29 protein-coding genes and 2 pseudogenes are annotated in these 25,455 nt (G+C 68.2%); 10 read left to right on the forward strand and 21 right to left on the reverse strand.

Annotation, left to right across the window (positions count from 1 at the left end; all coding sequences use genetic code 11):
- Positions 1–32: 32 nt before the first annotated feature.
- The gene (locus ACTWOL_RS31325; RefSeq protein ID WP_474300212.1) at positions 33–944 is read left to right on the forward strand and encodes a LysR family transcriptional regulator; all 912 of its coding nucleotides are present in this window, start codon (positions 33–35) and stop codon (positions 942–944) included.
- A 55-nt stretch (positions 945–999) separates the two neighbouring features.
- Here the strand turns inward: ACTWOL_RS31325 and ACTWOL_RS31330 are convergent.
- Positions 1,000–1,381: pseudogene (locus ACTWOL_RS31330) on the reverse strand (helix-turn-helix domain-containing protein); the annotation flags it as partial.
- A 381-nt stretch (positions 1,382–1,762) separates the two neighbouring features.
- On the reverse strand, positions 1,763–2,107 hold the full coding sequence (locus tag ACTWOL_RS31335; protein ID WP_474300213.1) for a hypothetical protein: 345 nt from the start codon (positions 2,105–2,107) through the stop codon (positions 1,763–1,765).
- Positions 2,108–2,341: 234 nt separating this feature from the next.
- Between ACTWOL_RS31335 and ACTWOL_RS31340 the strand changes: the two genes are divergently transcribed.
- Entirely contained in the window at positions 2,342–2,821 is a 480-nt protein-coding gene (locus ACTWOL_RS31340; RefSeq protein WP_474300214.1) for an SRPBCC family protein, read from the forward strand.
- Positions 2,822–2,843: 22 nt separating this feature from the next.
- On the opposite strand, the pseudogene ACTWOL_RS31345 reads toward ACTWOL_RS31340, so the two are convergent.
- Together ACTWOL_RS31345 and ACTWOL_RS31350 are read right to left on the reverse strand one after the other, a co-directional pair.
- Positions 2,844–3,513 (reverse strand): annotated as a pseudogene (locus tag ACTWOL_RS31345) (ABC transporter ATP-binding protein).
- On the reverse strand, positions 3,510–4,205 hold the full coding sequence (locus ACTWOL_RS31350; RefSeq protein WP_474300215.1) for an efflux RND transporter periplasmic adaptor subunit: 696 nt from the start codon (positions 4,203–4,205) through the stop codon (positions 3,510–3,512). The pseudogene ACTWOL_RS31345 and the gene ACTWOL_RS31350 overlap by 4 nt, the downstream one beginning before the upstream one ends.
- A 726-nt stretch (positions 4,206–4,931) precedes the next feature.
- Here ACTWOL_RS31350 and ACTWOL_RS31355 point away from each other — a divergent pair.
- The 3 genes from ACTWOL_RS31355 (at position 4,932) to ACTWOL_RS31365 (ending at position 7,048) form a co-directional block, all read left to right on the forward strand.
- Positions 4,932–5,084 carry a hypothetical protein gene (locus ACTWOL_RS31355; RefSeq protein WP_474300216.1) on the forward strand — a complete coding sequence of 51 codons (153 nt, stop codon included), beginning with the start codon at positions 4,932–4,934 and terminating at the stop codon, positions 5,082–5,084.
- Between the two features lie 476 nt (positions 5,085–5,560).
- The gene (locus tag ACTWOL_RS31360; RefSeq protein ID WP_474300217.1) at positions 5,561–5,992 is read left to right on the forward strand and encodes an NfeD family protein; all 432 of its coding nucleotides are present in this window, start codon (positions 5,561–5,563) and stop codon (positions 5,990–5,992) included.
- Positions 5,993–5,995: 3 nt separating this feature from the next.
- On the forward strand, positions 5,996–7,048 hold the full coding sequence (locus ACTWOL_RS31365; protein WP_474300218.1) for an SPFH domain-containing protein: 1,053 nt from the start codon (positions 5,996–5,998) through the stop codon (positions 7,046–7,048).
- Between the two features lie 217 nt (positions 7,049–7,265).
- Here the strand turns inward: ACTWOL_RS31365 and ACTWOL_RS31370 are convergent, their stop codons facing one another.
- The 3 genes from ACTWOL_RS31370 to ACTWOL_RS31380 form a co-directional block, all read right to left on the reverse strand.
- Positions 7,266–8,534, reverse strand: a complete 1,269-nt coding sequence (locus ACTWOL_RS31370; RefSeq protein ID WP_474300219.1) for an ATP-binding protein — start codon at positions 8,532–8,534, stop codon at positions 7,266–7,268.
- A gap of 377 nt (positions 8,535–8,911) precedes the next feature.
- On the reverse strand, positions 8,912–9,493 hold the full coding sequence (locus ACTWOL_RS31375) for a hypothetical protein (protein WP_474300220.1): 582 nt from the start codon (positions 9,491–9,493) through the stop codon (positions 8,912–8,914).
- Between the two features lie 4 nt (positions 9,494–9,497).
- Positions 9,498–10,139 (reverse strand): DUF5994 family protein, encoded by a 642-nt coding sequence (locus ACTWOL_RS31380; RefSeq protein ID WP_474300221.1) that lies wholly within the window; start codon positions 10,137–10,139, stop codon positions 9,498–9,500.
- Positions 10,140–10,347: 208 nt separating this feature from the next.
- On the opposite strand from ACTWOL_RS31380, the gene ACTWOL_RS31385 reads away from it, so the two are divergent.
- Entirely contained in the window at positions 10,348–10,839 is a 492-nt protein-coding gene (locus ACTWOL_RS31385) for a DUF5994 family protein (protein WP_474300222.1), read from the forward strand.
- 166 nt (positions 10,840–11,005) lie between these two features.
- Here ACTWOL_RS31385 and ACTWOL_RS31390 read toward each other — a convergent pair whose 3' ends face one another.
- From ACTWOL_RS31390 to ACTWOL_RS31430, 9 genes are all read right to left on the reverse strand, one after another.
- Positions 11,006–11,578, reverse strand: coding sequence for an Asp23/Gls24 family envelope stress response protein (locus tag ACTWOL_RS31390; RefSeq protein WP_474300223.1), 573 nt, complete (start codon positions 11,576–11,578; stop codon positions 11,006–11,008).
- Positions 11,575–12,102 (reverse strand): DUF6286 domain-containing protein, encoded by a 528-nt coding sequence (locus ACTWOL_RS31395; protein WP_474300224.1) that lies wholly within the window; start codon positions 12,100–12,102, stop codon positions 11,575–11,577. The genes ACTWOL_RS31390 and ACTWOL_RS31395 overlap by 4 nt, the downstream gene beginning before the upstream one ends.
- On the reverse strand, positions 12,099–12,506 hold the full coding sequence (locus ACTWOL_RS31400) for an Asp23/Gls24 family envelope stress response protein (RefSeq protein WP_474300225.1): 408 nt from the start codon (positions 12,504–12,506) through the stop codon (positions 12,099–12,101). Before ACTWOL_RS31400 ends, ACTWOL_RS31395 begins: the two co-directional genes overlap by 4 nt.
- The gene (locus ACTWOL_RS31405; protein ID WP_474300226.1) at positions 12,478–12,687 is read right to left on the reverse strand and encodes a hypothetical protein; all 210 of its coding nucleotides are present in this window, start codon (positions 12,685–12,687) and stop codon (positions 12,478–12,480) included. The genes ACTWOL_RS31400 and ACTWOL_RS31405 overlap by 29 nt, the downstream gene beginning before the upstream one ends.
- Before the next feature lie 149 nt (positions 12,688–12,836).
- Positions 12,837–13,337 (reverse strand): Asp23/Gls24 family envelope stress response protein, encoded by a 501-nt coding sequence (locus ACTWOL_RS31410; protein WP_474300227.1) that lies wholly within the window; start codon positions 13,335–13,337, stop codon positions 12,837–12,839.
- Between the two features lie 100 nt (positions 13,338–13,437).
- Positions 13,438–13,632: a hypothetical protein gene (locus ACTWOL_RS31415; RefSeq protein ID WP_474300228.1), complete on the reverse strand. Its 195-nt coding sequence runs from the start codon at positions 13,630–13,632 to the stop codon at positions 13,438–13,440.
- The gene (locus tag ACTWOL_RS31420; RefSeq protein WP_474300229.1) at positions 13,613–14,170 is read right to left on the reverse strand and encodes an Asp23/Gls24 family envelope stress response protein; all 558 of its coding nucleotides are present in this window, start codon (positions 14,168–14,170) and stop codon (positions 13,613–13,615) included. Before ACTWOL_RS31420 ends, ACTWOL_RS31415 begins: the two co-directional genes overlap by 20 nt.
- 63 nt (positions 14,171–14,233) lie before the next feature.
- Positions 14,234–14,785 carry a hypothetical protein gene (locus ACTWOL_RS31425; RefSeq protein WP_474300230.1) on the reverse strand — a complete coding sequence of 184 codons (552 nt, stop codon included), beginning with the start codon at positions 14,783–14,785 and terminating at the stop codon, positions 14,234–14,236.
- Positions 14,782–15,372 carry an RNA polymerase sigma factor gene (locus tag ACTWOL_RS31430; RefSeq protein ID WP_474300231.1) on the reverse strand — a complete coding sequence of 197 codons (591 nt, stop codon included), beginning with the start codon at positions 15,370–15,372 and terminating at the stop codon, positions 14,782–14,784. The genes ACTWOL_RS31425 and ACTWOL_RS31430 overlap by 4 nt, the downstream gene beginning before the upstream one ends.
- 494 nt (positions 15,373–15,866) lie before the next feature.
- On the opposite strand from ACTWOL_RS31430, the gene ACTWOL_RS31435 reads away from it, so the two are divergent.
- Complete coding sequence (locus tag ACTWOL_RS31435; protein WP_474300232.1) at positions 15,867–16,523, forward strand: hypothetical protein; 657 nt, start codon at positions 15,867–15,869, stop codon at positions 16,521–16,523.
- Between the two features lie 6 nt (positions 16,524–16,529).
- Positions 16,530–17,627 (forward strand): SRPBCC family protein, encoded by a 1,098-nt coding sequence (locus ACTWOL_RS31440; RefSeq protein WP_474300233.1) that lies wholly within the window; start codon positions 16,530–16,532, stop codon positions 17,625–17,627.
- An 82-nt stretch (positions 17,628–17,709) separates the two neighbouring features.
- On the opposite strand, the gene ACTWOL_RS31445 is transcribed toward ACTWOL_RS31440, so the two are convergent.
- On the reverse strand, positions 17,710–18,663 hold the full coding sequence (locus ACTWOL_RS31445; protein ID WP_474300234.1) for a fatty acid desaturase family protein: 954 nt from the start codon (positions 18,661–18,663) through the stop codon (positions 17,710–17,712).
- Between the two features lie 237 nt (positions 18,664–18,900).
- Positions 18,901–19,056 carry a DUF6131 family protein gene (locus ACTWOL_RS31450; protein WP_474300235.1) on the reverse strand — a complete coding sequence of 52 codons (156 nt, stop codon included), beginning with the start codon at positions 19,054–19,056 and terminating at the stop codon, positions 18,901–18,903.
- 335 nt (positions 19,057–19,391) lie between these two features.
- On the opposite strand from ACTWOL_RS31450, the gene ACTWOL_RS31455 reads away from it, so the two are divergent.
- Together ACTWOL_RS31455 and ACTWOL_RS31460 are read left to right on the forward strand one after the other, a co-directional pair.
- Positions 19,392–19,565 carry a CsbD family protein gene (locus ACTWOL_RS31455; protein ID WP_474300236.1) on the forward strand — a complete coding sequence of 58 codons (174 nt, stop codon included), beginning with the start codon at positions 19,392–19,394 and terminating at the stop codon, positions 19,563–19,565.
- 207 nt (positions 19,566–19,772) lie between these two features.
- Positions 19,773–22,337, forward strand: coding sequence for a SpoIIE family protein phosphatase (locus tag ACTWOL_RS31460; protein WP_474300237.1), 2,565 nt, complete (start codon positions 19,773–19,775; stop codon positions 22,335–22,337).
- Positions 22,338–22,394: 57 nt separating this feature from the next.
- On the opposite strand, the gene dmpG is transcribed toward ACTWOL_RS31460, so the two are convergent.
- From dmpG to ACTWOL_RS31475, 3 genes are read right to left on the reverse strand one after another with little or no spacing between them, the layout of a single operon-like run.
- Positions 22,395–23,435 (reverse strand): 4-hydroxy-2-oxovalerate aldolase, encoded by a 1,041-nt coding sequence (dmpG, locus tag ACTWOL_RS31465; RefSeq protein ID WP_474300238.1) that lies wholly within the window; start codon positions 23,433–23,435, stop codon positions 22,395–22,397.
- The gene (locus ACTWOL_RS31470; protein ID WP_474300239.1) at positions 23,432–24,394 is read right to left on the reverse strand and encodes an acetaldehyde dehydrogenase (acetylating); all 963 of its coding nucleotides are present in this window, start codon (positions 24,392–24,394) and stop codon (positions 23,432–23,434) included. Before ACTWOL_RS31470 ends, dmpG begins: the two co-directional genes overlap by 4 nt.
- Positions 24,391–25,215 (reverse strand): 2-keto-4-pentenoate hydratase, encoded by an 825-nt coding sequence (locus tag ACTWOL_RS31475; RefSeq protein ID WP_474300240.1) that lies wholly within the window; start codon positions 25,213–25,215, stop codon positions 24,391–24,393. The genes ACTWOL_RS31470 and ACTWOL_RS31475 overlap by 4 nt, the downstream gene beginning before the upstream one ends.
- Between the last annotated feature and the right edge of the window lie 240 nt (positions 25,216–25,455).

Raw genomic sequence — 25,455 nt, forward strand, 5'->3', positions numbered from 1 at the left:
AGTGCATGCTTTTCACTTGTAGAGTTACTGTCATGCAACTGGATTTGAATCTGCTCACGGCCCTGGACGCACTGCTGGAAGAGGGCAGTGTCGCCGGTGCCGCAGCCCGCCTCCACGTCACCGCACCGGCGATGAGCCGCTCCCTGGGCCGTATCCGCAAGGCCACCGGTGACCAGATCCTGGTCCGCACCGGCCGCAGCATGCTCCCCACCACCCGCGCACTGGCCATGCGCGCCGAGGTCCACGCCCTCGTGCAGCAGGCACACCGCCTTCTGTCCGCGGAGCAGGAACTCGACCTGACAGCCCTGGACCGGGTGTTCACCCTGCGCTGGCACGACGCCCTGACCGCCGCCTGCGGCCCCGCCCTGACTACGGCCGTCCACCACCAGGCCCCCGGCGTCCGGCTGCGCCTGTCCGCCGAACCCGGCACGGACGGCCCCGAACTGCGCCGGGGTGAGATCGACCTCGAATCCAGCTCCAGCCAGCCGACACTCCCCGACATCCGCCACCGCCTCCTCGGCAGGGACCGGCTGGTCGTCGCCGTCCGCCCAGGCCACCCCCTCACCGAAACCCCGATGAGCCTCGAGAGCTACGCGGCCGCCGAACACCTCACCGTTTCGCGACGCGGAAGCCTGCGCGACCCGATCGACGAAGCCCTGACCACCCGCGGCCTCGATCGGCGCGTCGTCGCCGCCGGGCCCACGGCCGCCTTCGCGCTGCAACTCGCCCTCGACAGCGACCTGGTGGTGACCCTTCCCGACGCGGTCACCCGCGCGGCCCGGGACCAACTCGGCCTGACCACACTGGCGCTGCCACTGCCACTGCCCGACGTCCCGTTGTACCTGCTGTGGCACCAGCGCCACGACGACGACCGCGCCCACACCTGGCTACGAGACCTGGCCACCGAAACCGTCCAAGCACTGTTTGCACCACCAAACGCCTGACCGTCACAACAACCACCCCAGCCGAGGGCAGAGTCAGTCAGCAACGCCGGGTGTGGACCAGCTCGCCAGGCCGCTCGCGTTCGTAGCGGCGGATGACCTGTCCGGTGGGCCGGTCCAGCCAGGCCAGGCGGTTCAGACCGTGCCGGGCAAGGATCCGGTGGACGGTCGAGGCGGGCAGGCACGATCGGACCGATCCGGGCCGGGCCCAGCTTCCGTTCCTGCCGGAGGAGGCAGACCCGGTCCTCCATCGCTGCCGGAGTGCGGTGGGGCGTCCTGAGGGGACGGCTGGAACGGTCATACAGGCCAACCTCGCCCTCGGCCCGCCAGCGCCGCAGCCACTTGTGACCGGTGGGTCGCGAAATGCCCATCTCGGCTGCCACATGCGCGACGGGTCGGCCCGATGCGACACGTTCGACCAACAGCCGCCTGCCGTGCACAGGGCCACGGTAGCCGTATTGATGGGCCTGACGCGGACCTCCATGGTGTCCATGACCTCCTGCATCTTGACCTCGCCGCGGCCCAGGCGCCGGGCGGCGGTGGTGACGGCGATCTAGGTGTATTGATCACGAGCGTTGTTGACGCTTGGGGTCTTGATCATGGCGAAGACCTCCGGTGTGGTGGAGGTGTCTAGGCTCCACACCACGCACGGAGGTCTTCGTGTCCCACCGAAATGCCCGGCTGCGTTGTCGTGGTGATGCCGAGGGCCTCGTGGAGTGGGCCTCTCCGGCCGGCACGCGGCGGTGTCGTGGCACTCTCGCCGCGCTGTCGACCGGATGCTTTCCTGGTGCTTTGATCAATGCACGGATCTTGCCGGCGCGTTACTGGCTTACCGTGTCGAAGGGGTCGTCGTGCCAGCGCCAGCCGGCGGTGTCGTCGTCGTGGATGTGCAGCATGAACTCGGCGACCTGGCTGCCGTCGGGGAACGCCATGGTGAGCGCACCGCGGATCTGGGTGTAGCAGGCGTCGGCCCGCGCCCAGTCTTCCTCATCGATGGCCCGCTCTTGCTCCGTGAAGACGGGACGGAACTCTTCGAAGCCGGGAAGTGTCTCGACTTCGGCGTGGGTCCATGGCATGTCGGCGCCGGTCACGGTCAGCCGGGCAATCTCCTGGTTGCCGTGGTGGAGCCGCCAGATGCTGCCGGGGGTCAGGTTCGGGGTGGCCATAGCTCCATGATGGCGGTCACCACTGACAGGCAAAGCCCGGGTCGTGATACCCCTCCGCCAGCACGGTCCGGTCCGCGGCGCACGCCTGACCCCGAGCTGTACTGCCTGGCGCGGTCATCCTGGTTGCTCCGGTCCGCCTGGGGGAGTGGACTCGCGGCTTCGCATGCCGACCCCGCCTCGAGCCGCTAGTAGACTTCGAAGAGCAGGTGGGGGAGACCGCGACGGGATCACCGCATGTCAGCCAAACGCCGCACTGCCGTCGTCACGGAGTCGATAGCCGCACCGCCGGAGGCGGTGTGGCAGGCCGTTGCCGATGTGACCCGGATCGGTGAGTGGAGCCCGGAGTGCACGGCGTGCCACTGGGTGGGACCGGTCCAGGAGCCCCGTCCCGGGGCGCAGTTCGTGGGAAGCAACCACAAGGGGCTGGTGCACTGGAACACCCGGTGCACGGTCACTCACTCTGAGCCCGGGAAGGTCTTCGCCTGGCGGGTGCGCTTCGGCATTCCGGTCGCCGAGTGGTCGTACCGGCTTGTCGCCGTCGGCGACGGCACTCGGGTGGAGCAGTCGTGGCGGGACCTGCGGACGGGATTCCCCTGGCGGTACGTTGCCAGGGTCGGTGACAGGCTGCTGAGCAACGGTGCCCGCGCAGAGCACAACGAGGCGAACATGCGGGCGACTCTCTTCGCCCTCAAGCGGAGCCTCGAATCCCGCTGAGGGAGGGGGCGGGCTCTCGGCGTCACACGAGGGCGATGTCGTTGTCGTGGGTGATGACGCAGATGGTGGTGCCGGTTGCGTTCAGTTCGTGCAGCAGCTCCATCGATCGTGCCGGACGCCGTGTCCAGGGCGCCGGTCGGCTCGTCGGCCAGGAGCAGGTCAGGTTCGCCCACCAGGGCGCGGGCGATCGCGACGCGCTGCTTCTCGCCGCCGGACAATTCGTTGGGCCGGTGATCGAGCCGGTGGCCCAGACGCACGCGTTCGAGGACCGTGCGGGCCCGGATGCGGCGCTCTTTGAGCCCGATGCCCGTGTACAGCAGGCCGTCGGAGACGTTGTCGACCGCGTCCCGGCCGGGGGACAGGTGGAAGTGCTGGAAGACGAAGCCGATATGGCGGGCGCGCAGAGCGGAGAGCTGGGCGTCCGAGAGCGTGCTCACGTCGTAGCCGGCCACCCTGACCGTGCCGCTCGTCGGCTTGTCGAGGGTGCCGATGACGTTCAGCATCGTGGACTTGCCGGAGCCGGACGGGCCGACGATCGCGATGAGTTCACCCGGTCGCACGGTCAAGTCCACGCCGCGCAGGGCGTGGACACCGTCCGGGTACGTCTTGGTGACGTCGTGCAGTTCGATGACGGGAGCGGCGGCAGCCACGAGGCGTACCGGATCGGCCCCTGTCCCTGCAGTGGCTGTCATTGCGCGGCGACTCCGACCTTCGGGCCCTCCTTGATGGCAGAGCCGCTGACCTCGATCTTTCCGTCGGCGACCATGCCGGTCTCGACCCGCACCATCGTGGTGGTGGTGCCCTGGACCAGCTGCAGCCCGTATCCGCCGTTTTCGCCACGCGGCGCGACGATCGCCTCGACCGGTACGGCCAGGACCCCCTTGCGGCTCTCGTTGACGAACTTCACGCTCGCGGTCGCCTTGGTGTCCTCGCCCGAGGCCGCCGACTTGCCCGCGTCCAGGGTGACCTCGACCTTGGTGCCCTTCTCGGTGAGTGCCACATCGCCCTGGTCCAGCTGGGCCCGTACGACCGGCTTGGACGAGGCGACGGTGAGGACCGTCCTGTCCGGGCCCACCTGGTCGGCAAGGGCCGCGTCCGCCGAGACGACCTGCACCCGGTCCGGCTGGAAGACCACGTCGCCCTCCTCGGCCGCGACCGTGACGGTTCCCTCGGTCGCCGACTTCACGGCCCGCCGCTCGGCGAAGTCGAGCTTGCCGTCGACGACCTTGGACTGCACCAGGTCGGTGCGGACGATCTGTTCTCCCCTTGTCGCGGCCGCAGTTGGCGGAGGCGCGTTCGCGAGGCCGGTGAGGGACTGCACGGTCGGTGGTACGTCGAAGTCGGGGGCGATGCTGAAGTGGAGGACGACGAGTCGGGAGGGCAAGTGCGGTGTAGGCGGGGGGCGTGGGCGGGGTCGGCGGTGTCCTGACGTCTTACTCGGGCTAGTGACGAACTATGCGAGTGAGTCGGTGCCTGGGTGGGCACGGAATCCGTGGATGATCTGGCCGCTGTTCGTCATGCTGACTGTCGGTTGTGTGGGGCTCTTGCTGTGGGGCAGCGCCTGGGATGTCGGCAGCGGAGTCAGGACTACGGCGGTGCGCCGACTGGCCCGAGGCCGGGCACAGTTCACTGCGCCCGCCGCATCCCGGGCAGGTCCGTGGGCGCGAGAGGGAACTGGCAGAGCTTGAGCGGCTGCTGGGGCGGCCGCAGGGGCGATTAGCGGTGCTGTGTATAACCGGAGGCATGGGCACGACCACTGTGGCCGCTCAGCTCGCCGCCCAAGCGGAGCAGGTCGGTGTGCGGTGTTCTGGATCCGCTGGCGAGGCACCGCCCAGCTGGCGCAACAGCTGACACAGGGTCGCGCGGCATTTCTGCACGGCTCGATCAGCGAGTATCGAGCGTGCCGGGAACGGTAGTGCAGGGGCGGGTGTGTGGGTAGGACGGCGCCATTCGATTGGTGGGTTCCTGAAGACCGGCCGTGTCGTGATGACGGGCAGGAGTCAGTTCTCACGAGGAGACGGTGGGACCACCCGGAGGGATCGCAGCATTCCACTACGGCGACACCTTGCCGGGTGGTGTCACGAGGGCGAAGCTGCGCGACGACCTCCGCATGCCTGAGCAGGACCTGGCCGCAGCGTGTGCATACCTGGCGGGCGAGGGACTCATCACGGTCGACTGGGCACAGGGAAACACACCCGCAATGGTCACGCTGACGCATCAGGGAATCCGGCTCATGGAGGCCGCAGAGGTGGAGCGCGGCTGACACGGCGCTGAGCCCTTTCCGATCAAGGAACGGGCCCAAAAAGCCTCACATGCTGGATAAGCAAGACAGGCATAGCATGGTGAATGGGTCGGTGCGCTCTCACGTGCAACCGGCCCGGAAGGGCGGCCCCGGTGTGTATACGCCGGGGCCGTTGCGTACGGTCGGTGCGACGGCAGGGAACGAGCGGTGCGAGCATGCCTTCGCCCGCATGAAGCACTACAAGATCCTTAGGTACTTGCCGTTAAGGCGGGAGCGGTCTCCACCACGCGGTCCACGTCATCGCCCACATGCACAACCTCGCCCACGCCGGGTGATGGGAACGAGCTGGTCAGCCAGTATCCCGTAAATCATTTACGGGATAGCCCTATGGCATAGGTGGGAAAGTCTAGTTCCCGGCGAAGGGAGTAAAATTAGGATAAAAGGTGAATCGGCTACCTGGCGTGCCTTTGCGAAGCCGCAGCGGCCAGGAGGGCGCAATGGATCTATGGCTGATCTGGTTGATCGCCGCAGGGGTGCTTGTGGTAGCGGAGATCTCTACTCTCACTGCTGCGCTCGGGATGCTGGGTGCGGCTGCGTTGGTGACGGCAGGTTTCGCCGCGGCGGGGCTCCCGATGCCCTTGCAGTTCTTGGTGTTCACCGTCCTCGCTGCGGTCAGCTTGTTCTTCGTGCGTCCCATCGCGGTGCGCCACCTGCTCAAGCCTCAGGCTGAGCGGTTCGGCGTGGACGCACTGGTCGGCAAGGCTGCCTATGTCGTCTCGGAGGTCTCCGGCCTGGGCGGCAGGGTCCGCATCGGCGGCGAGGAATGGACGGCTCGGGCCTATGACGAGACGCTGGTAATCCCTACGGGAACGACCGTCGACGTCATAGAAATCAATGGCGCCACCGCCCTCGTCTACCCTCGGGAGTGAGCTATGGAGGTCTCGGCGCTGCTCGTAGCCGGCGTGATCGTCGCGCTTATCGCTGTATTTACTGTGGTGCGGGCGGTACGCATTGTGCCTCAAGCGCGCGCTCGCAATGTTGAACGGCTCGGCCGCTACCGCCGCACGCTGAAGCCAGGTCTCAATATCGTCATTCCTTACATTGATCGGGTCTATCCGGTGATCGACCTGCGGGAACAGGTCGTCTCGTTCAAGCCTCAACCGGTCATCACCGAGGACAATCTGGTCGTCGAAATCGACACCGTCCTGTACTTTCAGGTCACGGATCCACGAGCGGCCGCCTATGAGATCGCCGATTTCTTGCAGGGTGTCGAACAGCTCACCGTCACCACGCTTCGCAACGTCGTAGGTTCCATGGACTTGGAGAAGACTCTCACCTCGCGCGACACCATCAACAACCAGCTCCGTGGCGTGTTGGACGATGCCACCGGCAAGTGGGGGCTGAGGGTCAACCGAGTGGAGATCAAGGCCATCGACCCTCCGCAGTCCATCAAGGACGCGATGGAGAAGCAGATGCGTGCCGAGCGCGACAAGCGGGCGGCGATCCTGGGGGCTGAGGGGCAACGGCAGTCGCAGATTCTCACCGCCGAAGGCGACAAGCAGTCCGCTGTCCTGCGGGCGGAGGGCAACCGTACGGCTGAGATCCTCAAGGCCGAGGGCCAGTCCCGGGCCATCGACGAGGTGTTCCAGGCCGTGCACCGCAACGATCCCGACCCCAAGCTGCTCGCCTACCAGTACATGCAGATGTTGCCTCAACTCGCCCAAGGGGCGGGCAGTTCCTTCTGGGTGATCCCCGGCGAGGTCACTTCCGCTCTTCAGGGGGTGTCCCGCGCCTTCAGTGAGGTGCTGCCCAAGTCGCCGGCTACCCGTGAGACGTCCTCGGAGGATAGGGCGGCCGCTCAGGCCGCCGACGATGCGGCGCAGGCCGCGGAAGCCGCCGCCGAGGCCCTCGCCGACGCGGCCGAGGCCGACGCCGGCGCACGTCCCCTTGCCGACGGTCGTCAGGAAGCATGGGACACGGAGTAGCCGTCGGCCACCCGTCTCGCAGGTCTTGACGGCCGGCCGAGGACGACGACCAGACCGACGGGGACGTCGACGAGCCCAGGCTGCTTTTCGCGTCTCAACACCCCTGCTGACCGGGTGACCCCGCTGAAGGGCATGGATGGGGCACGTGCGCCGGCACTCACGTCCTCTTCCGTCGGAGCGCGCTCCCGGATGTGACGGGTGTTCCGAGACCAGGACGCTAAATGCGGGCGAACTTCTCCCTCTGGTCGGCGAACTCCTGGGCCATCGTGATGCCGACGGTGGGGTGGGTCTCGCGGATCGTTTCCAGGTAGGTGCCGGTGGTGGGGAGGGCCCGGGTGCCGGTGTCGAAGGTGCGCTCGAACTGAGCCTGCGAGACAGTACGGGCGACGTGGGCGATGTCGGCGGGTGTGAACCCCTCACTGGCGGATGCGAGCGCCACGCAGTCGGCCTCCGCGCCTGCCTGTGACAGGTAGCTCTCCCACAGTGCGGTCCTGGCGCTGTGGTCGGGAGGGCCGATGGGCAGTACGTAATCGAAGCGGCCGTGGCGCAGGAAGGCCGGGTCCAGTGTGGTCACGCTGTTGGTGGCGCAGACGAGCAGCCGTCCGTCCTGGCCTCGGAACCGGACGATCGCCTTGAGCAGCTCGTTGACGACGCCGACCGCGGTCGCGTCCGCGCCGCTTCGGGTGCCGGCGACTTCCTCGACCTCGTCGATGAACACCAGAACGTGGTCGAGCTGGGCGATCTCGTCGAAACGTCGGTTCAGCCCGGTCGCCAGCCCGTATTCGGCGGCGAGGCGTGCGGGGAACAGCTCGAGGAAGGGCCACGCAAGGCGGCTGGCGATCGCGTGGGCGAAGGTGCTCTTGCCCGTTCCGGGCGGCCCGAACAGCATGACCGCGCGGGGCAGTTCAACGCCGTGCTGGGCGGCCATTTCGGGGTGAGCCAGCGGTAGGACCAGGCGCCGCTCGATGAGCTGTTTCTCCCGTCGCATGCCCGCGACTTTCTGCCACAGGCCCCCGGGCGGCAGCTGCGCTCCGAGGGAGGACAGCATGCTGATCGCCTGGGGGGTCACCGGCCCGCGCTTTTGGAAGAAGACCAGGCCCGACCGGGCATCGAAGTCACAGTTCCGCAGAGCGTCGACGCCGGTCTCCCCTTCGGGCAGGACGGCGTGCACGGTGTGCACGCCCTCGGCGAACAGCCGGTGCTCGAGAGCCGTGATCAGGGCACTGCCCAGCCCCATGTGCCGCCAGGCCGGCACCATGCAGATGCGCAGGATCCATGCCCGGTCGCCGTCCAGTCTGCTCACCGCGGCCCCGATCACCACATCGCCCGCCACCGCCACCACGGCCGGATCAGCGGCTTGGAGGGCCGCCACAGCGTCGGAGAGCGGAAAGAGCGGAGGCTCTCCGGTCGTGCCGCTCTCCGTGTCGACGCGGATCACTGCCTCGAGATCGTCCTGTGAGTAGTCCCTGATAAGCCAACCCGTCATGATCAGCTCCGCACGCTCGACCGTACCTCCATCATCTGCTGCTGCCGGTGGTGCGACGACCGGACCATGGAGACCTGGTCGGCCACTTGGGCAAACTCCTCAACCACCAGGGTTGTCGGGTGATCGGTCGTGGCGCCGCGCACAGGCCGTGCCGGCACGTCCGGAGTGCCGTCAGCCTGATGGCGATGGTGGCTCCGGTGGCGGCGTTCAGGCCATGGCCCGTCGCGTTGTGGCTACGCCCGGTGACGGCAAGGAGGCGATGGCCTTTCCGCGGCCTCGTAAGGGCATCCATGACCGCTTCGCGGTACTTCTCCCGCCGGTGGAGTGCTGCCGCGCTTGCCGCCACTCGTGCCGGGGCACCGACGAGGGTCCTTGCCTCAGACCTCGTCCGTGTGTGTGCGGTCGTGCGCGGAGGCGCGACTGGCTACCAGCCAGGTCCGTGCCCGCTCTGCCGTGTGCGTGGTGTCCACCGTGAGGTGGAGGCGGGTTCCGCCGTCGCTGCCGGCGGGGTAGCTGCGCTGTTCGGTGGCGGCGAAGCATTGACGGAGTGCCTCTGCGACCCGACGGGCGGCCTCGGGGGATGCCGCGACGATACGCACTTCGGCCTGACCGTCCCAGGGCGGTGGGTCCGGTGACGTCGTGGTGGCGTCGTTCATCGGGACGACGTGCCGGTGGGCGGGGCGCTTGGTGACATGCCCACCACCTCGGTCATGAGAAGGTCGTGTGCCATCCACGGCACTGTCGCGGTGTTCACCGTGAGTGTCGGGCGGTGCCGTCCAGGCTCCGGCACGCTCTGCCGGCCGCCGACGCTTCCGGCTCCCCCGGCCGGTACCCGGCACTGCGTCGCCGTAGTGGAATGCTGCGATCCGTTCGTCCCGCTGGCCATTGAGCAGAAGAATCAGCAGCACTCCTGTGATGATCATGGCGATGATCGCGAACACGGTGATGGTGCTCTCCATGTCCTTATATCTCCCGGCCGCAGCTCATGGGACCGATCGGGTTCGGGTTCTCAGCTGCCGCTGGGGCGTGCCCGCCTTCGGTCTCCCACTCCTCTTCCCGATTCAGCGTCTCTTTCGCCTCACGGGAGGTTTCCTCGTTCGCCATCAGGGCGCTGGCGGTGAGGAGGCTGCCGGGGGTGGCTGCGGCGGCCATCAGTCGGGCGGCGGCAGCCGCGCCGGTCTCCGGCGGGATCACCAGCAGGTCCCAACGACCTGCGGTGTAGGAGAGCAGGATCGTCTTGTGCGGGTCCAGCTCATCCCTGAACCAGCCAATGTGCACTGTGTGCCCCGCCATGGGCACCTTATGCGGAATCGCGGGCCAGTGGGTCGGATTCACCACGACACGCGTGATTCGGCCCCACCGCGCGTCCAGCACGTCGATGAGGGCGGGGAGTTCACGGGAGAGATCGCGAGAGCGAGGCCACCAGGCGCCGTCCAGGAGACCCGGGGCGGACCCCGCCGGGTTCATAGATATGCGGGGCGGTGGTGAGGTCACGCGCTCGTTGAAAGCCGTACGGTCGATGGTCGCGGTCATGGCGCGGACCTGTCCCCGGGGCTCGTCTTCGACGTCCCGGTGCTTGTTGCTCCCCGAGAACGACACCAGCATGAGAGCCGGTATGCGAAGTACTCCCGGTCCCTTCATGGTACTCCGGCCACGGCCCGCTTGAACCGCGCCTGGCCAGGCGACCATCGATTGTCTGCGGCGCAGGGATGAGCCTGGACGCCGGCACACGGAGTACGGTGAAACCGGCAGCCGCCCGGACGTCATCCCAGGCGGTCAACGCATACCGAACCCGCAGACGGGTGAGCCCACCATGCCCGACGCCGACACCCCGCATGAAACGAAGCTTCTGCCGGACGCGATCAACAGAGCCGTGAAACCCGGAACAGCTCTCCTGCGGCTGGAGACAACACACGCCCGCGAGGGAGTTCTCGACGGCGCATGGTGGCCGCGCTCCCGCGACATCGGTGCCGAGCTGCCCAGCCTCATCACCGCGCTGACCGAGTACCTGGGCCCCGTGAACCGCGTCGGCCTGGACGCCGGTGCCTGGGAAGACCTACCGACACGCCTGATCATCGACGACCGCGTCGTGCACATCGACTCCTTTCCGGTCGGTGACGACACCGTCCTCATCACCCGAGGCGATCGCGACCACTTCTCCATGTTGGTGGTCCCACCGGACGCGACTCCGGACGAGGCACGCGTCGCGATGGCACGGGCCGTCAGCGCCGACAACGCCACGGCCGAGCAGATCCTCATCGACACCCGCACACGGACACGCCCGACCGCCACGGAAGATCCGTAGACGGGCCGAACAACGCGATGTGAGGCAATGCGGAACGCTCCTCTTCCTGGCCGCTGCGGGATCCCTCGAGCGCAGTCCGCTGGGCGTAGGTCGGCAACGAGCGTGAGGCTTCGGTCCAGGACGACTCACACCGGATCAACGACGAATTTCTGACTCAGATCGCCAATCAGTGTGCGCGGGTGCCGGTGTGGGTGGTGAGGCGGTATTCCACGGTGAGGGGGAGGGCGTTGAGGTCGAGTGCTTTACGGAGCCGGAGCAGTCCGTGGGTGGTGAGACGACGGTTGATGATGGTCAGATCACTGCCCTGGCTGGTGGTGATCACCATTGCGAGGGTGGGGTTCTGGCGGGTTCCGGCGAGCGTGGCGCGGGCGTGGTGGACGCCGGGGTAGGTGGCGACTTCGCTGAGGAAAGGGGCGGTGGCTGTGTTCGCGGCGAGTCGGGTGCTGCCCTGCGCGGGGTTCCGCTCGAGGTGCCAGGTATGGGTCTTCGGGCGTCGGGCCAACTGCGCGGCGAGCCAGCGCAGGGCGAGCAGTCCGAGAACGATGGCGATGGCAGCCGTTGCCCACAGCACCCAGGTGGGCGGGGCGGCGGCAGTGTCAGTGAGTGGGGCGCCTGCATCGAGGAAGGTGAGTTGGCTGAAGTGAGCCACCACGGCGAAGGAGCCTGAGGCGAGCAGGAGGACACCAAAGGCGGCGAGTAGGGTGCGGTTGAGATGCGCCGGGCGGTTGAGGCTGGTCATGGCATGTTCCTGGTGGCATGGAGCCGGATCCTCGTTGCCGGTCTGTTCAATGGGGCGATCTCGTCCAGGCGCTGATCGAGGGCGCCACGGACGGCATCGGTGAGCCCCTCGGTGTTGCTCCGGTCGGTGCGGATGAGGGCGACGATCGTGCGGCGGCCCAGCCTCAGTTTTGCTCTGGTAACCCCGTCGACACTCGCGGCCGTGCTCCGCAAGGCGTGGTGCAGGCTGCGCCTGGTGACGCCGGCGTCCACGTCACCGGTCAGCGGCAGGACCGTTGGTTTCCCCGGCAAGACTGCGGCGAGCAGCAGGAGGAGGCCGAGGAGTACTGCCGCGACGCCTGCTCCGAGGATGGCGGTGTCGTTCCAGTGAGTGCTGTGCAGGGCGCCGGTGACGTATCGGTAGCTGATGAGCGGGCTCTGTCCGAGGAGCAGCTGGATGGCGACGATGGCGGTCAGGACGCACGCGGCGAGCAGAACCAGCGCGGTGAGGGTGGCGGGGATGGTGCGGCGGGGCCGGCGTTTCATAGGACTCTCCTGGTTGGGGAGTCGGGAGTACGCAGTGCGGTGACGTCGATGTCGACGCGGCTCACGGTCAGCCCGGTGAGGTCCGCTATGCGGCGCACCAGGCATGCGCGGGCGTCCCCGGTGGCGCGGGCGACGGATTCCGGGTAGGCGACGGAGAGGCGAACGTCCAGCGCCGCGACTGAGTCGCCGGTGACTTGCGCGGTGACCCGGGCTGAGGAGCCGGACTGTTCTCCGCGGGCGGCTATGCCGAGTATCCGCCCCGCCGTTCCACCGATGTGCTCGACTTCGGTCAGCACCCGGGTGGCGATGCGTTCTATGGCACGGTCGGAAATCGTTGTCCTGCCACGCTGCGCTGCATCAGTGTCGGAGTCGGTGTCAGCCGACGTGATGGTCGCGGTGTCCATGGAAGTCGTCCCTGTCACGTCCGGTGAGTTGGGCAAGGTCGAGTTTGCCGTCGAGGTAGCGCCCCACCAGCAGTCCGACCGTCCCGAGGACAAGGAGGATGAGGAAGGCATCGAAACCGCCGAACGCGGCGGCGAAGCCGAGTACGAGACCGGTCAGCAGGCCGGTCTGGGTGGACGTCATGTCGATTCTCCTCGTGCTCTGCGTTGCTCTGACGGTGGTCGTGCCGCGATGGACCGCGGTCTGTGAGTCCGCCCGGAGGCCGGATGGATTTCATGACGCTCCGTGCGCTGTGGGACGGAGTCATGCAGCAGCCGGCGCCCGGGGCGCCGCTACTGGACGCGGTCGCCTGTGCCCTGGTCGTCGCCGTCACTGTCGTCGGCGGGGAGGTGAACGTCATTGACGTTGATGTTGACCTCGACGACTTCCAGGCCGGTCATCTGCTCGACGGAGTCGATGACGTTGTTGCGGACGTCCTTGGCCAGATCGGGTATGGCCACGCCGTATTCGACGAGCATCTGCAGGTCCACGGCCGCCTGCCTCTGACCGACCTCAACGGAGACGCCCTGTCCGGCGCTTGCCGAGGCTCCGGGAATCCGTCCCTTCACCGCGCCGAACGCGCGTGCCGCTCCGCCCCCCAGCTCGTGTACGCCAGGTACCTCGCGTGCCGCAATACCGGCGATCTTCTGGACGACGACGTCGGCGATGGTGGTCGAACCCTGCCCGGACGCTTGTGCGGAGGAAGCTTCCGGTGCGCTGGTGGCACTTTTGTCCGCGTTGCCTGCGGCAAACGTGGAGTGTTCGGCGGTATTCGTGGTGGCCGGGTTCGTCATGGTGCTCTCCTCGGTTTCATCTCGACGAGCGGGTTCGCGCCCGTCTCACCTGAAGGACCCGTACCAGGGGAGAACGTCATGGCCCTTTGGGCTACCGGCATCACTCGCGTGACCGGGAGGTGAGGGCACCGGCGTCCACGTCGGTGACGACCAGGCGCAGCCGGGCGTCATGCCACCGGGTCTCTTTGAGCGCCGTGTACAGTGCGGCCTCCGCCGCACGCAGGAGCGGAGGCAGGGGGAGAGCGAGGGCCACGACGCGGATCTCGATGACTTCATCATCGATGGCGAGGGCCAAGGCATCGAGATTCCACGGCATGCGTGACCCGACTTGGGTGGTGGCGGGGGCCGCTGGACGAAGGCCGGGGATCCCGTCCAAGACGGACAGGAGTGAGCGCGTCAGCTCTGATCTCGGGGTCATCATGCACCGTCCTGTACATGTCGATGTCCATGATCGACACCATGACGGCCTGCGGGGTGAGGCCGATGGCAGCGGCGAGCGCGCGCGTGACCTCGCGCTGAACGGACCGTCCCACGATTCCGGCTTGGTCGTACCCGGAGGCGGCCAGGTCGATGGAGACGCGCAACGTCGATGGGACGGCGGTGTGGTCGAGTGTGACTCTGACGCCCTCGGTCGGGGCCGGAGCAAGGCCGTTGATCTTCTGGCGTGCGATACGCGTCCACTGGGAGGCGAGCCCGGTCAGGCCGGGTTCGAGTCGCACGACGCCAGGGACGCCGGCAGCGGCCCGGGCGGCGACGGCGGCGATCACGGGCCCGGCGATGACCCACTGGGCGCGGGGAACCCCGGCCTTGTTGTCCGGCACGGTCGTTCTCATGGCGGGCACCGCGTCCTTGTGCTGCAGTCGCTTTCAACGGTCTGCTGCCCGATCCCGGGGGCTTCATACGTCGTAGAGGTCCTCCACGGTCAGGTTCAGGCGCACCAGGGCTACCCCGACCCGTGCTGCGGCGGCTGCCCGGACCCGCTCGCGTACTTCGACGACGGCCTCGGCGGAGAACCTGCGGTACGCCACAGCAAGGCTCATCTCCACCTCCACCTCCCCGGCCGCCTCCGTGGCGGCGATCCGGCAGCGCCGCGCGCGCACACCGTCGACGGAGTCGGCGGCGCTTCGCAGCACCGCGGCGACCGCTTGTTCGCTGACGCGCAGCCCGCCCGGCTCCGGGCTGGGTAGCGTGAGCATGCGGTGACGGCGGGCCTCTGCGCGGACGGCGGACATGATCCGTCCGGTCAGGCCCAGCGGAGGTGTTGCCTCCTCCGAGGCCAGCTCGCCCGTCACCTGGCGCAGCACCACCAGGCTTTCGCGCGTCTCGGAGCAGTACTCGCAGGTGGACTCGTGGGTACCGGCCAAGCCGACATCCGTCGGATCGAGTCGTTCCCACACCGTCTCGACGTCGCGGCCGCACGGCAGCATGCAGCCATGAGCATCGCTCATCTCCATGGAGCCATCGCCTCCGCCAACTGCGCTCGAGCGCGCGCTATGCGACCACGCACTGCTGTCTGAGTCGTGCCCGTGGCCCCGGCGATCTCCTTGTAGGAGCGCCCGTGCACCTCCCTCAGCAGCCAGCAGGCCCGCTGCTCCGGCGTCAGCCGTTTCAGCGCTTCCCCGAGCGCCGTCAACTGCTCGCCGACCTGCGCCGCCCGCTCAGGGGCCCCAGCCGCATCGACGGATTCGCGACTGTTCAGGTCGGCTTCCGCGACGGGTCTGCGGGCCCGGATGATGTTCAGGCACCGGTTCGTCGTCGCCCGGTAGAGCCAGCCCAGGAACGCTCTGTCGTCCCGCAACTGCCCCAGCCGCCGCCATGCGGTCAGGAAGACTTCCTGCACCACGTCCTCGGCGTCGCCGTGGCCGGCCAGCATGTGCAGGGCCAAGCGGTACAACGGCCCCTGGTAGCGGCGCACCAGCACCTCGAAGGCCCGTATGTCGCCGTCGCGCGCGCGGATCACCAAGGTGGCATCATCCATCGCCACCTCGGGGGCGGAGAAGGCAGGCTGTGAACCGACACCGGCAGGCGATGTCATCGGCACAGCCTTCCTGCGCCAGGCATGCTCTCGGGCCCTTCTTCCCGACCTGCTGGGACACCGGCCGCACCGCGGCGGGCAGTAGAAGGACACAACGGCCGCGCCATCGTCACGGCACATCAGGCATCTGCCCTGCGCAGGGCAGACGATGCGTCGCGGCATGACGTCCGTTGAGCGGAGGCGGTACCTCCTGCGCAGCGGACTGGCCTCCGCCGCAGGGGGCAGCGCTGCTCAAGATGCGACCGACACGATTCGGGTGAGACTGGTGAGTACAGGACCGGTCGGCATCGAGTCAGGGCCATTGTGCCGAGGCGACCGCCCGTCGGGGCGCCAGACGCCAGGTGGTAGATGGCCTGCCCCGTCCGAAGCGAGCGGGACTGGGGGTCCCCTCGTTGCGCTTCCAAATTCGGCTGCCGTGGCCGCCGTTGGCAGAGACCACTGGCAGGAACTGCGGCGCGGGCGAGTGCCCAGGGGAAGATGAAGGTGACGTGCGCATGGACGATCAGACCAAGATGGCGCTCGCCGCGGCCATCGCCGGTGGTTACGTGTTGGGCCGTACGAAGAAAGGCAAGCTGGCGCTGAGCGTGGGGACGTATTTGGCGGGCAGGCGGTTCGGTCTCGAGCCGCGCCAGCTCGCTGTCGAGGGAATGCGCAGACTGGGGGAGATACCGCAGGTCGCCGAACTGCAGGACCAGCTCAAAGGGGAGGTCCTCGATGCGGGCCGCAAAGCATTGACAGCCGCTGCCACTCGCGGCATGGGTACTCTTGCCGACACGCTCCGTGATCGCACGGCCGCCTTTGGTGAGAAGGATGAGGAAGAGGAAGAGCAGGAGTACGAGGAGGAAGAGGAATCGGAGGAAGGGGAAGAAGAGCCTGAACTCGAGCGCCCGCAACGCCGGAGAGGGTCCCGGAGCCCGGCTCGGCACGGCAGGGGTACCGCGTCCAGGCATCAGCGGCCCCCCTCTGCCCGGAGCTCTTCCGGGGCGGCCGCGAAGGAGCCGCACCGGAGGAAGGACACCTCCGCGACGAAGCCGGCCGTGAATAAAGCGGTCACCGCCGAGAAGCCCGCCACCAGGAAGCGGTCTCCCGCAAAGAAGACGGCGTCTCCAGGGCAGGCGGCGACATCCAAGCGCGCGGATCGCCGGAGGTAGCCCGCCATGGCCGGGAAGACGAAGGAGCCGGAGACGCTGGAGTCCGGGGCGAACGGACTGCGTGAGGCGCTGTCGGGTTTCGTCGGGTCACAGGTCGAACGGCTTGCGGAGAAAGCCGGTGACAAGCTCGCCGATGTCACCGATCAGCTCACCGATGTCGCCGACAACGGCGGGTCGCTACTCAAGATCGGCTCGCGCATCCTCGGGGGCGAGTCCCCTGTGAAGGCGTTCTTGTCCGAGAAGGCCAAAGGCCTCAAGGACAGCGTCGTGGACAAGGTCAAAGATGTGTTCGGCGGCGGAAAGGGCAAGTCCGGTAGCAGCGGCAAGAGCATGAACATCATCGAGGTCCTCGACGTCGGGGTGCCCCTTCGCACGGCCTACGACTACTGGACCCGGTACGAGGAGTTCAGCAGCTTCACCAAGGGCGTTCACAACGTCTCGAAGAGCGACGAGACGTCCAGTGACTGGAAGGTCAAGGTCGGTCCCTCCTCGCGTGGTTTCACGGCGACTGTTCAGGAACAGATCCCGGACGACCGGATCGTGTGGACCTCCGAAGGTGCCAAGGGGTCGACCAAGGGTGCGGTCAGTTTTCACGAACTCGCGCCGACACTGACGCGGATCGTCCTGGTCGTGGAGTACTACCCGTCCGGGTTCTTCGAGAAGACCGGCAATCTGTGGCGGGCTCAGGGCCGTCGGATACGGCTGGATTTCAAGCACTTCCAGCGGTACGTCACTCTCACCGACGAAGAGCCGGAAGGCTGGCGCGGCGAGATCCGGGACGGCGAAGTCGTCCTGTCACACGAAGAAGCCCTGGAAGAGGAGGAAGCGGAAGAGGCCGAGGGCTCGGAGTACGAAGCCGAGGACGACCAAGACGGCGAGTACGAAGCCGAGCAAGACGGCGAGTACGAAGCCGAGGACGACCAAGACGGCGAGTACGAAGCCGAGGACGACCAAGACGGCAATACCGAGGGCGAAGAAGAGTACGTCGAGGAAGACGATTGGGAGGACGAGGCCGCCGACGAAGACCGGGAGGCTGGAACGACATCCTCTACCCGGCGTCGGCGGACCGCCGGGATTCGGCGGGGACGAGGATCTGCCCGCTGACCAACGGGAGTCCGGCCGCCCGAAGTGGGATGCCCTCGCAGGCGCCGGTCTCCGCCGGTGGGAGACGTATGAGCAAGCCGGCTCAGGGGCGGTGGCGCGCGTCGCGAATCGGGGCCCCCGCTTGGTGGAGGCTCCTGAGGGCTTGCCGGTAGGAGGCGATGAGGCCGGTCTCGACGTAGGGGATGCCCAGTTCCTTGCAGTAGCGGCGGACGATGGGGCGGGCGTCGCGCAGTTGGGGGGTGGGCATGCTGGGGAACAAGTGGTGCTCGATCTGGTGGTTGAGACCGCCGAGGGTCATGTCCGCGAACCAACCGCCGCGCACGTTCCGTGAGGTGAGCACCTGGCGGCGGAGGAAGTCGGGACGGTCCTTGCCGGTCAGAATCGGCATGCCCTTGTGGTTGGGAGCGAAGATGGAGCCGAGGTACAGACCGAACAGGCACTGGTGAACGGCGAGGAAGGCGATCGCCATACCTGGCGGCAGAACCAGGAACAGTGCACCGGCATAGAGCCCGAAGTGGGCGAAGAGCAGGGTTCCTTCTTGGGGGCGGTGCTTGATCCCTGGGTTGGCCAGAGCCTTCACGCCCATTACATGCAGGTTGAAGCCCTCCAGCGCGAGAAGGGGGAAGAAGAGGAACGCCTGGGAGCGGCCGATGAGCCGGGGAAGTCCTTTTGCGGCGCGTGCCTGATGCTGCGACCAGACCAGCAGGTCGGGAACCAGGTCGGGGTCGAGCGTTTCGTGGTTGGGATTGGCATGGTGGCGTGTGTGCTTGTCCTGCCACCAGCCGTAGCCCATGCCTATGCCCGCGTTCCCGGCGATTCGGCCGAACCGTTCACTGGCTTTGCGAAGCCGGAACACCTGCCTGTGGGCCACATCGTGGGCGAGCAGGGCAACCTGGCCGAAGACAACGGCGAGGAAGGCAGCTATGGCCAGTGACCACCAGCTGGAGCCGACGAGCACGAACGCGATCCAGCCGCTGGCATAGAGCGCGCCCACCGCGGTGATGCGGGCCGCGTAATAGCCGGGTCGCCGGCGCATCAGCCCAGCCTCGGCGACTTCTCTCGCCAGCCTGGCGAAGTCACTACCGGACGGCTGCGAAGGTGGGGGACGAACAGGTGCATGCGTTGCCATCTTGGTCAGGCTTTCCGTCAGCTGGGAGTGTGGCTTCAGGGCGGTTCACCGCGTGACGGAGCATGGCCCGGCCGTGCTCAACGCTGTGGCGGGGAGGACGCGGTGTCGCCTACGGGCACAGTCGAATGCCCTGTCGCAGGCGTATTACCAGTAGTGCCGCCTGCCGCCGACCGCGTGCCCCACTGCCCCCAGAATCCACAGAAGAACCCCGATCGCGACCAGGACGATGCCGATGGTCCAGAGAATGCCAATGCCGGCCAAGAGGCCGATGACGAGCAGAACGATTCCGAGGATGATCATGGCAACCTCCGGTGACGGGACGTCCTCTGCGGTCGCTCCTTCTTCTCCTCGGCTCCCCGAATTGATGCGGGGTAAACGGTCTCACCCGGTCTTTGCGCCGCCGCCCGGGCAGCAGCATGGTGAACAGGTTCGACCGGCAATCTCCGAGTAGCTTTTCAGGTCTGCGCGATCTAGGGCGTGTCGGGGCTGTTGTCGTGGGCCGAACTCCTAAACCAGTGGAGTGACGCGGGCTGTTCGATGGACTGTTCGATGGGTTGTGTTTACGGAACCAATCGTGGGTAGGTGAAATCTGTCGATGGTTATCTATTGAGGTAGAGGAATTGGATGTGAGTGCCGTGGCCAAGGGACAGAAGGCAAAGGCGAAAGTGGAACAAGCCAAGGGTAAGGCGAAGGAGACCGCCGGCCGCGCTGTAGGCAACGAGGGACTGGCGGCCAAGGGGCATGCAGAGAGGGCGAAAGGTGACATTCGTCAGGCCAAGGAAAAGACGAAGGACGCCTTCAAGCACTGAATTTGCGCCTGGCGGGGTGGTGCGCGAAACGGTCCTTTGCAGCCCTCGGTTGCCGGCGACCGAGCGCGGGAGCCACGCGAATCCAGGCGCTGCTCGGAACCGGACATTGCCCGCCACGCCGAGGCGCGGAGCGGTTCGGTAGCGGGCCGGGACTCACGATGAGTCTGGCCTGCGCTCCCGGCCCGGGTCGGACCGCGCCCTGCCGAGATGACCAGCCGAGATGACCAGTCCGAGGGCCCGAGGCGGGTGCCGCCGTCAGTCGGGCGGATACGCAGCGCGATGCGCCGTGTGCAGGCACGGCGTGGCTGGAGGCGCGTTCCGGAGCTGGACCTGTGGCAACGCTCACTGGGGTTTGCCGCGCTCGGCTTCCTGACGCTGGTACCGCTGCTGGTCGTCGTATCCGCGGCAGACCCGGCCAGCGGGCAGGAGTTCGCACAATGGCTCGGCGACGGGCTCGGGGTGTCGGCGACCGCCCGGATGGAGATCGAGCGGCTCTTCGCCCTGCCCGGTCAGGCGTGGTGGACCACGACGGCGCTCGGCCTGGCGCTGCTCGCCGTTTTCGGGCTGTCCTTCGCAAGCATGCTGCAGTCGGCCGACGGCTTCACGACAAGCTGCAGTTCAGCGCGAACCAGGCGAACCGCGGCCGCTCAGGAGGGACCGGCGCATCCGAACCCGACAGGCTCTGGGACGCTGCAAGCTTCCTTCTCGGCAACCTATCCGGTCCAAGCACTGCCAGCCCGCCGCTGGGGCTGCGTCCTCAACGACGAGCGGACCCGCGGGCCACCGGTACTGCTGTATGAATGGCCGGCCCCTTCGCTGCCGGTGCGCCGAGCACACGACCGGGGGACCGGCACCTCACTGTTCTACTATGCCGTTGGGGGGAGGGGGGAGGCCTTGGGCGGCGGGAGCGGAGGGCGGATGGCAGAGCAGGGCCGGGAGCCCGAAACGGACTCAGGCGCCGGACGCCGTCGGGCACTGCGGCAGGCCGGACTGCTGGCGACCTGCGATACGGGTATGGACCGGTTCGCTCGGCTGGTATCACGAACACTCAGCGTGCCCGTTGCCTTGGTTTCACTGACGGAGGAGAACCGGCAGATCCTGCCCGGCATGATCGGTCTGTCCGAACCCTGGGCGGGCAGACGCGCGCTGCCACTGGCGCATGCGCCCTGCCGGTACGTGGTGGCATCCGGGCAGCCGCTGATCGTGTCCGATGCCCGAAGGGACGACAGGCTGTCCACCAGCCCGGCGATCGCGGATCTCGGGATGATCGCTTACGCCGGAATGCCGCTGTTCGACAGCGACGGCCTCGTCCTGGGGTCACTGTGCGCCATCGACCACAGGCCCCGGAGCTGGGCCGCCGGGGAACTCGCCGATCTGGAGGATCTGGCAGCGGCCTGCTCTTCCGAGCTGTGCCTGCGCATTCTGTCGGCGCAGCGCCGGTTCGCTCAGAAGGCGCTGGACGCCGCGCGGGCCGCTGCCGAGACGGCACGCAGCGACGCGGAGCGCCTGGGGCGCGAGGCCCAGGCTGGCCTCGACCACGCCGAGCTGCTGCTGAGGGCGTCTGAGGAGCTGGCCCAGACCTCCGGGCTGGACGATGTCCGGCGACGGCTGCGGGACCTGTTCGCCGGCGTCGGGAAGCCTTCGTACGTGGGCCTGCTGGTCGCCGACAGCGAGGAACTGCACCGGGTCCCCGACCCGGACATCTCTTTCTCGGTGGAGCGCGAGGCCTTGGCCCTGCCCGGCGACTCGGGGTTCCCGAGCGCCCGGGCCCTGCGCGACGGCCGGACGGTCTTCGTGCCGAACCGTGAGGCTCTCGCTGCCGGATACAGTCCCGAAGCGGTCGGCTTCTGCGACCGCATGGGCCTCAGCACAATCTTGTGCCTGCCGCTCTGGGGCAGCCGTACTCTGCTGGGTGTACTCGCGATCTGCTGGGCCAAGCCGCACGAGGTGAGCGTCACCGAGAGGGCCACGCTCACGGCCGCGTCCGGCTACATCGCGCAGGCGGTGGAGCGTGCCCTGTACCTGGACGAGCAGGTCTCGGTCGCCCGGCAGCTCCAGGAAGCCATGCTCACCGATCTGCCGTTGGCCGACCGCATCGAGCTCAGCGCGCTGTACGTACCGGCGGCGGACGGAAACATGGTCGGTGGAGACTGGTACGACGCCTATCGCCTGCCGTCAGCCGTGTCCGGCCGGACAGCGTCGCTCATGATCACGGTGGGTGACATCACCGGCCACGACATGCACGCCGCCACCGTGATGGGGCAGATCCGCAGCATGCTGCGACAAGCCACCCTCGACCACCCCCCGTACAGCCCCGCCACCGCCGTGACCGCCCTCAACACTGCGTGCTCGGTCCTGCCCATCGAGGCCAGCGGCACACTGGTTCACGCCCGCCTCGACCCCCTCGACGGCAGTCCTGGCTGGGCCCTGACCTGGTCCAACGCCGGCCACCCACCACCCCTCCTGCGCACACCGGAGGGCACGGTGACGACCCTTGTGGAGCACGACCTGCTCTTCCACGAGGACTTCGCGGCGTTCCACCGCACCGAGCACCGACGCGAACTTCCGCCTGGCTCGACCCTGTTGCTCTACACCGACGGGCTCATCGAGCGCCCGGGTCACGACATGGACGCGGCCGCCGCGCAACTCATGTCCCTGCTGGGCCGTCACGGGGACGGCACGCCTACCGAATTGGTCCGGCGGATCAGTCGGCGACTGGCAGATCCGCCTCCCGGAGACGACGTCGTCGTGCTGGCCCTGCGCGTGCGGTAGCGGGCCTTGCCCGGCCGGCGGACGTGTCCGGCGTGATCGACGTCTTCGCGTCGTCTTCTAGGAGCACCGCCGGTTCGCCGCCAGGTCCAGTGCGACGTCGGTGATCATGTCTTCCTGGCCGCCGACCATCGCCCGGCGCCCGACCTCGACAAGGATCGAACGGGTGTCGAGGCCGTGACGGGCGGCTGCGGCCTCGGCGTGGCGGAGGAAGCTCGAGTAGACGCCCGCGTATCCGAGGCTGAGGGTTTCGCGGTCGACGCGGACCGCACGGTCCTGGAGCGGTCGGACCAGGTCGTCGGCCGCGTCCATCAGGGGGAAGAGGTCGCAACCGTGCTCCCAGCCCATCAGGTCCGCGACGGCGACGAAGGCCTCCAGAGGGCAGTTGCCGGCGCCGGCGCCCTGGCCGGCGAGGGAGGCGTCGACGCGCACCGCACCGTTCTCCACGGCGACGACGGAGTTGGCGACGCCCAGGGTGAGGTTGTGGTGGGCGTGGATGCCCAGCTCGGTGGCGGCGTCGAGGACGTCCCGGTAGGCGCGGACGCGGTCCCGGACCCCGTCCATGGTGAGCCTGCCTCCGGAGTCGGTGACATAGACGCACCGGGCGCCGTAGGACTCCATCAGCTTGGCCTGGCGGGCGAGTTCGGCGGGTTCGGCCATGTGGGACATCATCAGGAACCCGGCGACGTCCATGCCCAGCTCACGTGCGGCGCCGATGTGCTGGGCGGAGATGTCCGCCTCGGTGCAGTGGGTGGCGACGCGAACCGAGCGGATGCCCAGTGCGTGGGCCTGCCGCAGATCGCGGACGGTTCCGATGCCGGGGAGCAGCAGTGTGGTGGGGACGGCGCGCCGGGCGCCGTCGGTGACCGCTTCGATCCACTCCCAGTCGGTGTGGGCTCCGATGCCGTAGTTGATGCTGGATCCGGAGAGTCCGTCGCCGTGGGCGATCTCGATGGCGCCGACCCCCGCGGCGTCCAGGGCGATCGCGATGGCGCGGGCCTGCCCGACGGTGTACCGGTGCCTGATGGCGTGCATCCCGTCTCGCAGGGTGACGTCCTGGACGAGGAGCCGGCGGGGGCGAGCGGTGCTGGCGTGGGTCATCGGGGGTCCCCCTGGGTGGTGCGGTGGGCGGCGATACGCTCGGCGGTACGCAGCGCGGCCGAGGTCATGATGTCGAGGTTGCCGGCGTAGGCCGGGAGGTAGTGGGCCGCGCCCTCGACTTCCAGGAACACGGAGACGCGCAGGGCCGGGCCGGTGGTGCCGGGTGGGAGCAGCCCGCGCAGCGGGTCGTCGTCGGCGACCTCGTCGAACTGCACCTGCTGCTTGAGCCGGTAGCCCGGGACGTACTTCTGCACCCGGGTGACCATCTCCGCGACGGAGGAGGCCACGTGCTCGGTGGCGCAGTCGGAGACCAGGCAGTGCACGGTGTCCCGCATGATCAGCGGGGGTTCCGCCGGGTTGAGGATGATGATCGCCTTGCCGCGGGCGGCGCCGCCGATCTGCTCGACGGCGCGCGAGGTGGTCTCGGTGAACTCGTCGATGTTGGCGCGGGTGCCGGGCCCGGCGGAACGGGAGGCGATGGAGGCGACGATCTCTCCGTAGTGCACCGGGGTGACGGCGCCGATCGCGGCGACCACGGGGATGGTTGCCTGGCCGCCGCAGGTGACCATGTTGACGTTGGGGGCGTCGAGGTGGGCGGTGCCGTTGACCGGGGGGACCACATACGGGCCGACGGCGGCCGGGGTGAGGTCGACGAGGGTCCGGCCCAGCGGCCGCAGCACCTGGTCGTGGCGGCGGTGCGCGCCGGCGGATGTGGCGTCGAAGACGATCTCCACGTCGGCGAACTCGTCCATCGCGACGAGGCCGTCGACCCCGCCGTGGGTGGTGGCGACCTTGAGCCGGCGGGCGCGGGCCAGTCCGTCGGAGTCGGGGTCGATGCCTGCCATGGCGGTGATCTCGAGCCGCTCCGAGAGCCGCAGTACCTTGATCATCAGGTCGGTGCCGATGTTGCCCGAGCCGATGACGGCGACCTTGGTGCGGGTGGAGGCAGCGCTGCTCATCGGTCCTCTCCTTCGGTGGCGAACCTGACCCGTACCGGGCCCAGATGGGAGATGCGGGCTTCGAACGTGTCGCCGGGTACGGCCGGCACCATCGGGCCGAGCGCCCCGGTCAGCAGCGTTTCCCCGGCGCGCAGCGGGTCCCCCCGTTCGGCGAGGGTCGAGGCCAACCAGGCCGCGGCCGCGAGCGGGCTGCCGAGGCAGTCGGCGCCGGTGCCCTCGGAGACGAGGGTGCCGGCGCGCTCCATGGTCATGGTGACCGTGCTCAGGTCGAGGCCGCCCAGCAGGACGGGGGTGTCGCCGAGGACGTAAAGACCGCAGGAGGCATTGTCGGCGACGGTGTCGACGATGGATATGTCCCAGTCCTTCACCCGGCTGTCGACGATCTCCAGGGCAGGGAGCGCGTAGTGGACCGCGTGCAGCACGTCCCCGGGGGTGCAGTCGCGCTGCGGCAGGTCACTGCGGAGGACAAGTGCGACTTCGGCCTCCACCTTGGGCTGGAGCAGCATCCCGGCCGGGACGACGCCGCCGGTGACCGCCATGTCGGCGAACAGGGCGCCGAAGTCGGGCTGGTCGACCCCGAGTTGGCGCTGAACGGCCGGGGACGTCAGCCCGATCTTCCGGCCGCTGACCTGGCGGCCGGCAGCCAGTGCACGGCGGACGTTGAGCCGCTGTACGGCGTAGGCGGAGGTGATGTCGCCCTCGTCGAAAAGGGTGCGCACCGGCGGGCAGGGCACCAAGGTGCGTACCGCCCGGTCGAGGGCGTCGGCGGCCTCGGTGACGGCGGCGGTGCCGGATGCGTTGCGGTCAGGGGGTGAGGTCATGGTGCGGCCTTCTGGGCAGGGGACGGCTGTGCGGGACGGCGAGGGTGTGCGGACGCCGGGACGTGCCCGGGACATGCCCGGGCGGGGTCGCGGCCGGCCGGTTCCGGTAAGGACACCGCTCAGGCTCGGGAGCAGGTCCGGGGTGGCCCGGGCGTTGCCCGGGCACGCGGCGGTACGCGCTCCCCGGCAACCGCGAGGTGCTCGGCGGGAACGCTTCCCGAGGATTCCGGTTACTGTCGT

The organism is Micromonospora sp. IBHARD003, from assembly GCF_056106285.1.

What these genes read in the sequence shown, in the direction of transcription:
- ACTWOL_RS31325 (WP_474300212.1), top strand. Translation starts at nt 33, where the DNA reads ATGCAACTGGATTTGAATCTGCTCACGGCCCTGGACGCACTGCTGGAA.
- ACTWOL_RS31335 (WP_474300213.1), bottom strand. Translation starts at nt 2,107, where the DNA reads ATGGCCACCCCGAACCTGACCCCCGGCAGCATCTGGCGGCTCCACCAC.
- ACTWOL_RS31340 (WP_474300214.1), top strand. Translation starts at nt 2,342, where the DNA reads ATGTCAGCCAAACGCCGCACTGCCGTCGTCACGGAGTCGATAGCCGCA.
- ACTWOL_RS31355 (WP_474300216.1), top strand. Translation starts at nt 4,932, where the DNA reads ATGCCTGAGCAGGACCTGGCCGCAGCGTGTGCATACCTGGCGGGCGAG.
- ACTWOL_RS31360 (WP_474300217.1), top strand. Translation starts at nt 5,561, where the DNA reads ATGGATCTATGGCTGATCTGGTTGATCGCCGCAGGGGTGCTTGTGGTA.
- ACTWOL_RS31365 (WP_474300218.1), top strand. Translation starts at nt 5,996, where the DNA reads ATGGAGGTCTCGGCGCTGCTCGTAGCCGGCGTGATCGTCGCGCTTATC.
- ACTWOL_RS31370 (WP_474300219.1), bottom strand. Translation starts at nt 8,534, where the DNA reads ATGACGGGTTGGCTTATCAGGGACTACTCACAGGACGATCTCGAGGCA.
- ACTWOL_RS31375 (WP_474300220.1), bottom strand. Translation starts at nt 9,493, where the DNA reads ATGGAGAGCACCATCACCGTGTTCGCGATCATCGCCATGATCATCACA.
- ACTWOL_RS31380 (WP_474300221.1), bottom strand. Translation starts at nt 10,139, where the DNA reads ATGCTGGTGTCGTTCTCGGGGAGCAACAAGCACCGGGACGTCGAAGAC.
- ACTWOL_RS31385 (WP_474300222.1), top strand. Translation starts at nt 10,348, where the DNA reads ATGCCCGACGCCGACACCCCGCATGAAACGAAGCTTCTGCCGGACGCG.
- ACTWOL_RS31390 (WP_474300223.1), bottom strand. Translation starts at nt 11,578, where the DNA reads ATGACCAGCCTCAACCGCCCGGCGCATCTCAACCGCACCCTACTCGCC.
- ACTWOL_RS31395 (WP_474300224.1), bottom strand. Translation starts at nt 12,102, where the DNA reads ATGAAACGCCGGCCCCGCCGCACCATCCCCGCCACCCTCACCGCGCTG.
- ACTWOL_RS31400 (WP_474300225.1), bottom strand. Translation starts at nt 12,506, where the DNA reads ATGGACACCGCGACCATCACGTCGGCTGACACCGACTCCGACACTGAT.
- ACTWOL_RS31405 (WP_474300226.1), bottom strand. Translation starts at nt 12,687, where the DNA reads ATGACGTCCACCCAGACCGGCCTGCTGACCGGTCTCGTACTCGGCTTC.
- ACTWOL_RS31410 (WP_474300227.1), bottom strand. Translation starts at nt 13,337, where the DNA reads ATGACGAACCCGGCCACCACGAATACCGCCGAACACTCCACGTTTGCC.
- ACTWOL_RS31420 (WP_474300229.1), bottom strand. Translation starts at nt 14,170, where the DNA reads ATGAGAACGACCGTGCCGGACAACAAGGCCGGGGTTCCCCGCGCCCAG.
- ACTWOL_RS31425 (WP_474300230.1), bottom strand. Translation starts at nt 14,785, where the DNA reads ATGAGCGATGCTCATGGCTGCATGCTGCCGTGCGGCCGCGACGTCGAG.
- ACTWOL_RS31430 (WP_474300231.1), bottom strand. Translation starts at nt 15,372, where the DNA reads ATGACATCGCCTGCCGGTGTCGGTTCACAGCCTGCCTTCTCCGCCCCC.
- ACTWOL_RS31435 (WP_474300232.1), top strand. Translation starts at nt 15,867, where the DNA reads ATGGACGATCAGACCAAGATGGCGCTCGCCGCGGCCATCGCCGGTGGT.
- ACTWOL_RS31440 (WP_474300233.1), top strand. Translation starts at nt 16,530, where the DNA reads ATGGCCGGGAAGACGAAGGAGCCGGAGACGCTGGAGTCCGGGGCGAAC.
- ACTWOL_RS31445 (WP_474300234.1), bottom strand. Translation starts at nt 18,663, where the DNA reads ATGCGCCGGCGACCCGGCTATTACGCGGCCCGCATCACCGCGGTGGGC.
- ACTWOL_RS31450 (WP_474300235.1), bottom strand. Translation starts at nt 19,056, where the DNA reads ATGATCATCCTCGGAATCGTTCTGCTCGTCATCGGCCTCTTGGCCGGC.
- ACTWOL_RS31460 (WP_474300237.1), top strand. Translation starts at nt 19,773, where the DNA reads ATGACCAGCCGAGATGACCAGTCCGAGGGCCCGAGGCGGGTGCCGCCG.
- dmpG (WP_474300238.1), bottom strand. Translation starts at nt 23,435, where the DNA reads ATGACCCACGCCAGCACCGCTCGCCCCCGCCGGCTCCTCGTCCAGGAC.
- ACTWOL_RS31470 (WP_474300239.1), bottom strand. Translation starts at nt 24,394, where the DNA reads ATGAGCAGCGCTGCCTCCACCCGCACCAAGGTCGCCGTCATCGGCTCG.
- ACTWOL_RS31475 (WP_474300240.1), bottom strand. Translation starts at nt 25,215, where the DNA reads ATGACCTCACCCCCTGACCGCAACGCATCCGGCACCGCCGCCGTCACC.